This window comes from Pyxidicoccus trucidator (genome assembly GCF_010894435.1).
GTDB classification, from domain to species: domain Bacteria; phylum Myxococcota; class Myxococcia; order Myxococcales; family Myxococcaceae; genus Myxococcus; species Myxococcus trucidator.
Window position 1 is genome coordinate 259,671 of record NZ_JAAIXZ010000007.1, and the last position, 10,886, is coordinate 270,556.

General features: G+C 72.0%; 9 protein-coding genes. 4 read left to right on the plus strand and 5 right to left on the minus strand.

From position 1 onward, the window contains the following. Window positions 1-119: 119 nt before the first annotated feature. Window positions 120-1,982, minus strand: a complete 1,863-nt coding sequence (locus G4D85_RS21265; RefSeq protein ID WP_164014758.1) for an OPT/YSL family transporter — start codon at window positions 1,980-1,982, stop codon at window positions 120-122. A 116-nt stretch (window positions 1,983-2,098) separates the two neighbouring features. Here G4D85_RS21265 and G4D85_RS21270 point away from each other — a divergent pair, with 116 nt between their 5' ends. Next, on the plus strand, window positions 2,099-3,637 hold the full coding sequence (locus G4D85_RS21270; protein WP_164014760.1) for an MBL fold metallo-hydrolase: 1,539 nt from the start codon (window positions 2,099-2,101) through the stop codon (window positions 3,635-3,637). On the opposite strand, the gene G4D85_RS21275 is transcribed toward G4D85_RS21270, so the two are convergent. Further along, a complete protein-coding gene (locus tag G4D85_RS21275; protein ID WP_164014762.1) occupies window positions 3,609-4,616 on the minus strand; it encodes a hypothetical protein in 1,008 nt (335 codons plus the stop codon). The genes G4D85_RS21270 and G4D85_RS21275 overlap by 29 nt on opposite strands. Before the next feature lie 101 nt (window positions 4,617-4,717). Between G4D85_RS21275 and G4D85_RS21280 the strand changes: the two genes are divergently transcribed. Further along, on the plus strand, window positions 4,718-5,533 hold the full coding sequence (locus tag G4D85_RS21280) for a methylase (protein WP_164014764.1): 816 nt from the start codon (window positions 4,718-4,720) through the stop codon (window positions 5,531-5,533). A 363-nt stretch (window positions 5,534-5,896) separates the two neighbouring features. Next, entirely contained in the window at window positions 5,897-7,195 is a 1,299-nt protein-coding gene (locus G4D85_RS21285) for a carboxylate--amine ligase (protein ID WP_164015193.1), read from the plus strand. Here G4D85_RS21285 and G4D85_RS21290 read toward each other — a convergent pair. The 3 genes from G4D85_RS21290 to G4D85_RS21300 all read right to left on the minus strand — a co-directional run bounded on the left by G4D85_RS21290 (window position 7,185) and on the right by G4D85_RS21300 (window position 9,916). Further along, window positions 7,185-8,630 (minus strand): type III PLP-dependent enzyme domain-containing protein, encoded by a 1,446-nt coding sequence (locus G4D85_RS21290; protein WP_164014766.1) that lies wholly within the window; start codon window positions 8,628-8,630, stop codon window positions 7,185-7,187. The two genes, G4D85_RS21285 and G4D85_RS21290, sit on opposite strands and share 11 nt — an antisense overlap. Further along, window positions 8,627-9,478, minus strand: coding sequence for a glycosyltransferase family 2 protein (locus G4D85_RS21295; RefSeq protein ID WP_164014768.1), 852 nt, complete (start codon window positions 9,476-9,478; stop codon window positions 8,627-8,629). Before G4D85_RS21295 ends, G4D85_RS21290 begins: the two co-directional genes overlap by 4 nt. A 213-nt stretch (window positions 9,479-9,691) precedes the next feature. Next, entirely contained in the window at window positions 9,692-9,916 is a 225-nt protein-coding gene (locus G4D85_RS21300; RefSeq protein WP_164014770.1) for a hypothetical protein, read from the minus strand. A gap of 204 nt (window positions 9,917-10,120) precedes the next feature. On the opposite strand from G4D85_RS21300, the gene G4D85_RS21305 reads away from it, so the two are divergent. After that, window positions 10,121-10,870: an arginyltransferase gene (locus tag G4D85_RS21305; RefSeq protein WP_164014772.1), complete on the plus strand. Its 750-nt coding sequence runs from the start codon at window positions 10,121-10,123 to the stop codon at window positions 10,868-10,870. Window positions 10,871-10,886: the final 16 nt, after the last annotated feature.

Genomic DNA, 10,886 nt, shown 5'->3' on the forward strand with positions numbered 1-10,886 from the left:
ACACCTCGGACAGGTTGAGTGAGACAGCTCAGTGTATCCAAGCCTCTCCTGCCTGTCTGGAGTGTCCGTGCCGACCTCCCCGCGTCTGTAGGGAGGTCCGTGAAGTCATGTGACGTGTGTCACGCCAGCAGCGACACGAGGCCAATCAGCCCGGCGATGAGGAAGAAGAGCGACTCGCCGGCGATGAGGCCACCGCCCACCAGGGACATGCTGCTCATGTCCTCGGGGAGCGCCTCGCCCTCGCCGGGGCTGCCCGCGGCGTGCGACGTCTGGCCCCGCTTCGCCACCGTGTTCCACACCGAGGTGAAGATGCCGCCCGCGCCGAACCACAGCGCCACCGGGAAGGCCACGAAGCCGCCGAAGGACGAGGCGTACGGGCTGGCCAGCAGCAGGGAGTCCATCGTCCAGCCCACCGCGAAGCCCGCGCGCGAGCTCTTCACGTAGCGTTGGTAGCCGGCGTGGCGCTGCAGGAGCTTGCGCGCCGCCTGGATGGTGAAGCCGATGGCCAGGCCGATGAGCAGCAGCTTCACCGTGGAGTCCGACAGCGTGCCCAGCCCGCGGATGGCGCCCACCAGCTTGTACGTCATGGCGGAGCCCCACTGGCCCACCTCGGCCTTGGGGTTGTCGAGCTGGTTGATGGTCAGGGCGGGGTAGGCGGCCATGAAGACGCGCGCGAGGCCCACGCACAGCAGCGCGCCCATGATGACGCCGAGCACCTGGTAGCGGAACTGGAGGACGCGGTTGGTGCCCAGGCGCCAGCCGGTGGAGCGGTCCTGCTGCATGTCCACGCCCACCGAGGTGGAGACGAGCAGGATGGTGGCCCCCATCAACCCCACCAGCGGGTTCTTCAGCCCCATCAGCGACATCACCATCACCGAGATGACGAAGGCGCTGGAGATGGGGTTCTGGTCGGTGATGCCGTAGGAGATGCCGTTGATGAGCACGAACAGCAGCGCCAGGGCGATGCCCAGCAGGAGCCAGCCCACGGGTTGATTCAGCACCAGCGTCCCCACCAGCAGCGTCGCCGCGCCCCAGCCCACCACCCACGCCACCAGCCGGGAGACGTTGACCTTCTTCCAGGACTCCTCCTCGCCCGAGTCCGCCTCGCCAGTCCTGGCGCGGATGCGCGTGGCCGCCTGCACCGCGAGCAGCGACAGGTCCACCGCCGCCGCGCCGCAAATCATCGCCAGCCCCAGCAGGAAGCCAATCTTGCGGAACGGGTCATTGGGCCCCAGCCAGCCAAGCTCCCGGAAGTACGGCGTCATCAGCGCGCCGATGACGGCCAGGATGATGGCGGGCACGGTGATGCGGCTGCCCACAATCATGCCGGCGCCCACCGTGGCGGCGCTGGTGCCGATGGAGCCCACGAAGGCCACCTTCTCCGTCATCCACGCGGCCACCGCCCCCAGCAGCGTGCCGCCGCCGAGCTTGGAGATGGACACCTTGAGCAGCCGCTTGTCCGTGAGCGCGCGGAGGATGTTCGCCACGGCCAGGCCCGACGGGTAGTCGAGCTGGAGCTTGTCCACCAGGAGGGGCGTGTAGAGCATGCCCACGCCCACGGCGAACATGCCCACGCAGCCGACGAAGAGCATCAGGTGCCAGGCGGGCGGCATCTCCATTCCCAGCCACACCATGGACTGGATGAGCACGGACATGGCGCACAGCGAGGCCACCGACGCCGCCATGGTCTGCATGTAGTTGGCGCCGTGCTTGCCCTCCGCGCCGTAGCCGTAGGTGACGGCGCTGCCGAGGATGCCCGCCAGCACCTGGCCGCCCACGAAGAAGCCCACGCTGAAGTTCATGTACGAGGCGGCGACGCCGCCCAGCGGGCCGAGGACGAGGAGTGCCACCGCGCTCAGCAGCGCGTGGTACTTCCACGTGCCCACCGGGGGCAGCCAGCTGAAGCGGGGCTGGACGTGCTCCGGAGTGGAGGCGCCAGGGGAGGACGGAGTCGGGGGGAGCTGCTGGGCGGGCTGTGCCATGCGACGCGCAGGGTACCGGCGTTCCTCCCGGCTGTCTCGCCGAGGGCCCTCCCACGGACGGTGCGTGGAAGGGAAAGGCCCCCGCCCTCACGCGGCGCGGCATTAACATCCCCTCCATGCGAATCACCCTGCACCGGGGCGTCAGCCTGGCCGTGCTCGCGTCGGCCCGGACGGAGGCCGACCACCACGAGGACCTGGGCTGCAGCATCCAGGGCCCCACTGCTCGCCCCGTGCGCCGCGCCCACCTGCCCCTCAAGCGCCAGGTCGCGGCGCTGGGCCGCGAGGGCACCCTGCGCGAGGCGGACGCGCTGGTGCGCTGGCTGGAGGAGACGCCCCGCTACGCGGCCCTGTGCGAGGACGGCCGGCGACGGCGCGGCCGGCGCGTGCTGCGGCGCGAGGTGCTCTTCCCGGATGCCACCCGGCACCGCCCGCGCGTGCTCCACCTGCGCCAGGAGTCGCTGGGCCTGGACGTCCCCGTGCGCGCGGCCGAGTGGCCCGCGGTGGCGGACCTCTTCGCCACCCTGGCCCGGGGCGCCACCCGCGCGGAATTGCGCGCCCTGGCCGTCGTACCCGTGGTGGCCCAACTGCTGGCGGACCTGGGGCAGGCGGGCTGGCTCGTGCGCCACGAGGCCCCGGTGGAGGTGCCCGCGCCCGGGGCGCTCTTCGTGGGACACAACACCGTGCTGGTGTCCGGCCGCGAGGCGCGCGTGCTGGTGGACCCGTACTTCCGGCCCCAGGGGCTGGTGGACGCACGGGGCTATGCGCCCATGCAGCCCCGGGACGTGGGGCGGGTGGACGCGGTGGTGATTACCCACTCGCACGGGGACCACTTCCACCTGGGCTCGCTGCTGCCGCTGCCGCGCGACACGCGCATCTTCGTGCCGGCGGTGGAGCGCGAGAGCCTGTTCTCCACGGACTGCGCGCTGCGGCTGGCACAGCTCGGCTTCACGCGCGTGGAGCCGCTGCGCTGGGGCGAGTCACGGCAGGTGGGCGACGTCACCGTGCGCGCGCTGCCCTTCCACGGCGAGCAGCCCACGGACGAGGCGGGGCCATACCCGGACCTCTTCAACGAGGGCAACGCGTGGCTGGTGCGCGCGCCGGGGTTCTCCTCGGCCTTCTTCGCGGACTCCGGGCATGACGTGCGCGGAGACATGGACGCGGTGTGCCGGCGGGTGCTGCGCGAGGAGGGGCCGGTGGACGTACTCTTCTGCGGCGTGCGCGGCTTCCGGCTGGCGCCCATCTTCTTCGGCTTCACCACGCTGGACGCGTTCCTCGTCAACGTGCCGCGCGGGGCGCTGACGAAGCCGCAGCAGCTCATGGCCGGGCCCGAGGAGGCGCTGCGCTACGGCGAATTGCTGGGCGCGCGCTACGTGGTGCCGTGCGCGGACGGCGGGGCGCCCTGGTACTGGCGCGAGGGCATGGGGCCCCGGTACGAGGGCTACCCGGGCCAGCCCGTGAGCGGCGCGAGCCTCATGGACGAGAATCCGGACGCGGACCCGTACCCGGAGCGGCTCGTCGAGGTGCGGCGCGAGGTGAAGCGCGGGCCCCAGGCGTTGCTGCTGCGGCCCGGTGAGTCCCTGGCGTGGAAGGGACGGCGCAAGCCGGAGGTGGTGCGCTACCCCGGCTTCACGTGGCCGTTTGCCGCGGTGGGGTGAGGCGCCGCCGGCCCTGGACGAGCTTCACCGTGTAGAGGACGGCGAGGAAGACGAGGCACGCCACGCCCAGCGCCACGTAGCGGCGGATGAGGGCTCCCTCGTCCCAGCCGTGCTCGTCCACGAGCCGGCTCGCGTCGCTCAGGCCCACGCCTTCGTTCTGCCCGAAGGGGATTTCCGCGAAGTCCGTCCGGGCCCGCCACCAGGTGAGGAAGCCGTCCATGAAGCTGGTGCCGCCGATGACGACGAAGCCCCAGCGCAGGCCGTGCTCGTGGAGGTAGCTCCCCGGGCGCGCGTACATCGTGGTCATCAGCGCCGTGCCCAGCAGCATCATCCCCGCGTCCCCTCCGAAGCTGAAGACCACCATGGCCGAGGGCCAGGACAGGAACAGCGTCCCCACCAGCTGCACGAAGAGGAGCCCGCCGCCCGCCGCCACGTGGTTCCACCGCCGCGCCTTCCATGCCCGGAAGACCCAGAACCCGAGCCCCGCCGCCGCCAGCGCCGCGGCCAGGTACGAGCGCCCCAGGTTGAGCGTCTTCCACAGCGTGGGAATCGCGACGATGCCGCACAGCCACCCGCTGACCGCATGGCCCAGCTCGTGAAGCGGCATGGTGAACAGCCGCACCACGAACCCCAGCGGCCCCTCCACGGCGCCGTAGGACACCAGCAGCACCACGGGAATCACCCACATGTGCAGCTTCCGCTCGTAGGCGGCCTCGTCGGCCCCGGCGTCCCAGTCCGGCGTCGCCTGGGGGAGCACGTCCGAGCGCAGCTCCCCGGGCCGTACCAGCCACGCGGGGTCGACGAGGAACGGCTCCTCCGGTGTCGGCGCCACCGCCTCGGCAGGGGGCGCGGCCTGCTTCGTCGCGGCCTCCCGGGCGGCCCGGGCATCCGCCTTGGCGTAGATGACGCCGCACCGGGGACACTCCGGCCCGGGGCCACGCGGCGCCTGACAGCGGGGACAGGAAGGGGAGGGGTCCACGGTGACAGCCTAGCGGCCCCTGTCCACTGGAGGGAACCCACCCGCGTCCCAGGGCCTCCGGGCGCTTGACGGCCGGGCGCCGCTCGCCCATGAGCAGGCCCATGTCGTCGCTGGACACCCAGACGCGCGGGAGGACTTCGCGCGGCCGCCTGCGCGCGCTGGACGCGTACCTGTGTCACGCCGAGCGCGAGCTGCTCTCCCGCCGCGACGGCCCGTGGGCCCGCGCCGTCTTCGTCGACGTGGGCTTCGGCGAGCACCCGTGGACGACGCTGGAGAGCGCCGAGGCCTTCCGCGCGCTCCAGCCGGAGCTCACCGTCGTCGGCGTGGAGCTGGACGCGGAGCGCGCCCTCGCCGCCCGCGCGCACGCGGACGCCAAGACGCACTTCCGCCAGGGCGGCTTCGAGCTGCCGCTGGGCGACGACGAGCCCGTCCGCCTGCTGCGCGCCATGAATCTGCTGCGGCAGGGCCCACCGGAGCGCGTGCCCGAGGTCCACCGGACGCTGGGTCGCTACCTGCTGCCCTCCGGCCTGCTCGTGGAGGGCAGCGCCGACCCGACGGGTGCCATCCTCACCGCGCACCTGCTGCGTCGGGCCCCGGAGGCCGACGCGCCCCTCGTCCGCGAGGCCCTGCTCTTCCACACGGACTTCAGCCATGGCTTCGCGCCGCTGCTGTTCCGCGACTGGCTGCCGCGCGACTTGCGCCGCCGCGTGCGCCCCGGAGAGCCCGTCCACGCCTTCTTCGCCGAGTGGGGCGCCGCCTGGGAGGCCGCCCGGGTCTCAGGCCACACCGCGCCCCCCGACGCCTTCCATGAGGCCGCCTCACGCCTGGCGGCTCGCACAGGAGACGTGGAGGCCGATGCGTGGCTTCTCGCCCGGGGGTATCTCGTTTGGAGGCCAAGGGAAGGCATCAGCCCCTGAGGATGACGCGACGCATGGCCCTCAACGGAGTCGCTCAGTCCCAGGCTGCGAGAAGATGAGCGGCAGAGGGGGGGCGCCAAAGCGTCAGCCGAGAGGCTATCCTGCTCCCGACATCTTCCAGGTCCTTCCAGGGTTTGCGTGGCAAATCAGGTAGGACCCCACACCTTCATGAAACGGCACATCGTCTCCCTCCTCACCGCGAGCCTCGCCGCGAGCAGCCCCGTCGCCGGGGCCGCCATGCTCCAGCGGGGCCCCCGCTCCGGGCTGGCCACGCAGGTACTGGCCGCGGTCCGCGGCACGGCGCAGCGCTCGCGCCGTGGGGAGACGGGGACGCCGGAGTCGCAACAGGAGATTGAGGACGCCATGGTGGAGCAGGTACCCCGGACGCACGTGGAGGGCCGGCCGCCCGTGCTGCTCTTCTCGGCGGGCTTCTACGGCACGCTCGCGGCCGCGCGTTGCTTCGGGCGCAACGGCATCGACGTCACGGTGGCGGACCCCACGAAGCTGGGGCCCGCGAGCTGGTCCCGCTTCGTCGGGCGCCGCGTCCAGTGTCCGCCCGAGTCGCGGGCCGAGGACTTCATGGCGTGGCTGCTGGACTTCGGCCGCCGCGAGCCGCTGAAGCACGTGCTCTACCCGACGAGCGACGAGCTGGCCTGGCTGGTGTCCGTCCACCGCGAGGAGCTGGCGAAGTACTTCCACCTGTATGACCCGGGCGTGGAGGCCGTCTACGGCCTGCTCAACAAGCGCAAGCTCTTCGAGGTGGGCCAGGAGGTGGGGCTGCGGCTGCCGCGCACCTGGTTCCCCGAGTCCGAGACGGACCTGGACGCGGTGGCGCGCGAGGCGCGCTTCCCCGTGCTCATCAAGCCCACCACCCAGATTCTCTACTCCACCCACCGCAAGGGCCACCCGGTGGCCGAGCCCACGCAGTTGGTGGAGGAGTACCGCTCCTTCGCGCGTGACGGGTACGCGGACATGCTGGTGCGGTTCGACCCGGCGGTGTCCCGCCCCATGGTGCAGGAGTTCCACCCGGAGGCGGCGCAGGGCATCTACAGCCTGTCCGGCTTCGTGGACGAGTCGGGCGAGCTGTTCGAGGTGCGCGGCGCCATGAAGGTGCTCCAGCGCCCGCGGCGCCTGGGCGTGGGCGTGTGCTTCGAGTCCGCCCCGGTGCGCGAGGACCTGGCCGAGGGGCTGAAGCGGCTGTGCAGGCGCCTCAACTACCACGGCGTCTTCGAGGTGGAGTTCATCCAGACGAAGGACGACTTCCTCCTCATCGACTTCAACCCCCGCTACTACGGGCAGATGGGCTTCGACATCGCCCGGGGCCTGCCGCTGCCGCTGCTGGCGTACCACGCCGCCCTGGGAGACCGGGACTCGCTGCAGCGCGAGGCGAAGGCGGCGCGCGAGTGGCGCGGGCGGGGCGAGGTGTTCTGCAACCGCATCGCCCTGGAGATGCTGCTCAACCTCCAGCGGCTGTCCGGCGCGCTCCCGGGAGACGAGGCGCGCCAGTGGCGGCAGTGGCTGGACGCGCACCGGGGGCTGTCGGTGGACCCGCTCATCGACTCGGATGACCTGGTGCCCACCGCCGTGGAGCTGGCGCAGATTCTCTACGGCTCCGCGCGCCACCCCCGCGCCTTCGTGCGCTCCATGGTGCTCAACCGCTGAGCCTCACGGGCTCGACGGGCGGCGCGTCGAACGTCACCAGGTCCTCGAACGTCTCGGCGCGGCGCAGGAGCCGCTCCTGGCCGCCGTCCAGCGCGAGGATGGCCGGCTGCGGATAGGAGAAGGACGTGGCGAAGGGCACGAAGTAGGCCCCCGCGTCCATGATGGCCAGCGTGTCCCCCACGCTCAGCTCCGGCAGCCGCTTCGCGTGGTACAGCGTGTCGCCCGGGGTGCAGATGGGGCCCACCACCGTGTACACGCGCGAGGCCTCCGCGTCCGGCCGGTCCACGTGGAAGAGCTGGTGGTACTCGTTGCGCACGCACTCGGCGTGGTTGATGCCGGCGTCGAGCACCGCCCAGGTGCGGTCCTCGCCCGCCTTGAGGGCATGGACGCGGGCCAGCAGCAGCTGGGTGTCGCCCGTCATGGCGCGGCCCGGCTCCAGGAAGATGCGCGGGCGCTGGCGGCCCCGGCGCGCGTAGTGCGACTCCACCAGCTCCACCACCAGGGGCACGTAGCGCTCAATCGAGAGCGAGGCCGCCGGGTCCGGCGCCGGCACGTCGCGGAAGAAGGTGAGGTTGAGTCGCCAGTCGCGCTCGGCGATGTGCTCCACCGTCGGCGTGCACAGGCTGCCGCCGAGGTCGAGCACCTCGAGGTCCAGCCCCAGCTCCTGGTGCAGCGTGTCCGTGAAGGCGAGCACCGCTTCCACGAAGCCCGTGAGGTCGCCCTCGGTGCGGATGGTTTCGCCGCGGTGGGCGTGCAGGCCCACCACGTCCAGGTGCTTGGAGGCGCGCGCCTGCTGGTAGGCCCGCAGCGCGGCGCCCCCGGCGATGGGCGTGCCGAACTGCCCCGTCCAGCCGGCGTCCGTCGTGACTCGCACCGCCACGCGCGGGCGGCGGCCCACCTCGGCGGCCAGCCGCGTGAAGACGGCCAGCTCCTCGGTGTGGTTGGCGGCGAGCAGGCCGATGCCGCGGGAGATGGCCTCGCGCACGGAGGCCTCGGACTTCACCGGGCCGTTGTAGACGATGCGCTCGGGGGCCACGCCCAGCTTCAGCGCCAGCCACATCTCATAGGCGGAGATGACCTCCGCGCCCACGCCCAGGCCGTGCAGGAAGGACAGCACGCCGGGCACCGGGTTCGTCTTGTACGAGTAGTACACCTCGCAGCCGCCAGCGCGGCCCGGGGGCGCCGCGAGGAAGCGCTTCGCGTTGCGGCGCAGCGCGGCCAGGTGCACCACGTGCAGCGGCGAGCCGTACCGGGCCGCGAGGTCCTTGAGGGGCACGCCCTCCAGGCACAGGCCCTGGCCGGGACGGTGCTCCAGCCCCCAGTGGGAGGCGGGCACGGAGGTGCGGGCGGGCGCCAGGGCCTTCTGGAGCACCGGGCGCAGCGTCTCCTTCACCTGCCGCTTGGCGGTGCCGAGGAGGCGGCTCTTGAGGCTCACGAGGCCCGTCCCTGCTTGGGCAGCCACAGCGGCAGCTTCTTGGCCACGTCGAAGGGCAGCGCGCGCATCAGCAGCTGCAGGGCGCGGTACTCCAGCATGCCGTTCGTCTTGCGGTACTTGCCGTGAATCATCTCGTTGGACTGCATCACCAGCGTGCCGTCCTTGCCCAAATCATGCATCAGCGAGGGCCGGCCGGTGCGGTAGTGGAGGATGGGGCGATTGACGTACACGTGCCCGTAGGCGCGGATGCCCCGCAGGTAGAAGTCCACGTCCTCGTAGACGGGGATGGAGCCGTCGAAGCCGCCCAGCGGCGCGAAGTGCTCGCGGCGCACCATGCACGCCGAGTTCACATACAGCGTGCCGCGGAAGAGGATGTGCGCCACCGTCCAGGCGCTGTTGGGCGTGCTGGAGCCCACCTTCGCCGCCCACTCGAAGTACTCGCTCTTGTCCTTGAGCCAGTCCGCGTCGTCGCCGAAGGGCACCACCCAGCCCACCGCGACACCTGCGTCCGGCCGCGCGTCCAGCGCGCTCACCATGGCGTGCAGCGCGCCCTCGGCCAGCATGTCGTCGTCGTCGAGGAAGTGCAGGTAGCGGCCCTTCGCCAGCGTGGCGCCATGGTTGCGCACCACCGCCGGACGGCCCTTGGAGGGCGGGTCATTCACGAGGTAGCGCACCCGCGCGTCGCCCAGGCCTTCCACTGCCTCGCGCGCCGTGCCCGCGGGCGTGTCGTCCAGGACGATGACCTCGACACTCACCCCCTCCTGCCGCAGCACGGAGCGGATGGCCTCCAGGACTTCCTTCTCTCGCTTGTGGGTGGGCATCACCACCGAGACATCAATCGCTGACATGCCCGGACTTATATGCGGTGGCGCCCACAGCCGGGAAGCCGGCTTCCCAGGTGTGAAGCGCGGGTGCCTGCATGCTCCCGCGCTTTTCCCATCGGGTCTGCCCGCCTGCTCGGCCTCTGAGAATTCCGGGCCGGTGCGCGACGCGCAGAAGCTGCGCGGACCCGGCACGGCGTGCGTCCGGCTTCGACGCGCCCCCGTCACCGGTGAACGCGATCAGTAGCTGGCCACCAGGAAGTCGAAGTCGTCGGTGTCGTCTTCGACCTGGAGGGAAACAGTGGCGGGTATGGCAGAGATGTCGGGGTTTGCGGGGCGCCGGTAGGAGAGGGCGTCGCTGTCCCAGTCCCGGGAGCCGAGCGCCGAGCGGGCGGAGAGGCCCGTCACCTCGAGCTCTCCGAGGGAGAGGCGGTCCATCCAGGGCTGCATGCTGTCGCGCGCCATGTGCTTCCTCCTGCGCCCCCCCGAGGGCGGCACAGGGATGTTTTGCAGTTGGCATGCCAGCCCGTCCTCCGGGGTAGGAGCCCCGGTGGTGCGGTCAGGACCCCCTGGCTGGCGAGCCGCATGAGGCCCTCCGGACGCAGTCCCCCCGGGCGGGCGTGCCCGACTTGACGCCGGACGGAGGCCCGGACAGGAACGAGGACGCACATGGCGCTCCTCCTGGCACACGACGTCGAGTCCCCCCGCCCCTGTAGTTACCTGCCGGAGCGGCAGGCCTCCCTGGAAAATCTACTGATGCAGGACGTCTCGTCGGAGGAGTACGAGCACCTGCTGGTGCGCGGGTGGCGTCGCTTCGGCCCGGTGTACTTCCGGCCCGCCTGCGCGGACTGCAACGCGTGCGTCTCGCTTCGCGTCCCCGTGGAGGGCTTCCGCCCCAACCGGAGCCAGCGCCGGGCCCGGGCGGCGTGTGCCCACCTGCGCGTGGAGGTGGCGACACCCCGGGTGGACCCGACGCGGCTGGCCCTGTACCGCGCGTGGCACGCCGAGCGGGAGCTGGCACGGGAGTGGACTCCGTCGCCGATTACGGCGCGGGACTACTCGCTCCAGTTCTCGTTTCCGCACCCGTCCGCGCGGGAGGTGGCCTGGTACGACGACGGCGCGGAGGGCGGGCCCCGGCTGGTGGGCGTGGGCCTGTGCGACGAGACGCCGCGCGCGTGGAGCGCCGTGTACTTCTTCTATGACCCGGCCTACGCGCACCTGTCGCTCGGCACCGCCAACGTGGTGCGCCAGGTGGAGCTGGCGCGCGAGCGCGGGATTCCCCACGTGTACCTGGGCTACCGCGTCCAGGCGTGCGCGTCGCTGCGCTACAAGGGCGGCTTCCGCCCGCATGAGTTGCTGGAGGAGCGCCCCGCGCTGGACGCGCCTCCGCGGTGGGTGCCGGCGCCTCCGGAGCCGTGAGGCCGGGCCGGGCTGG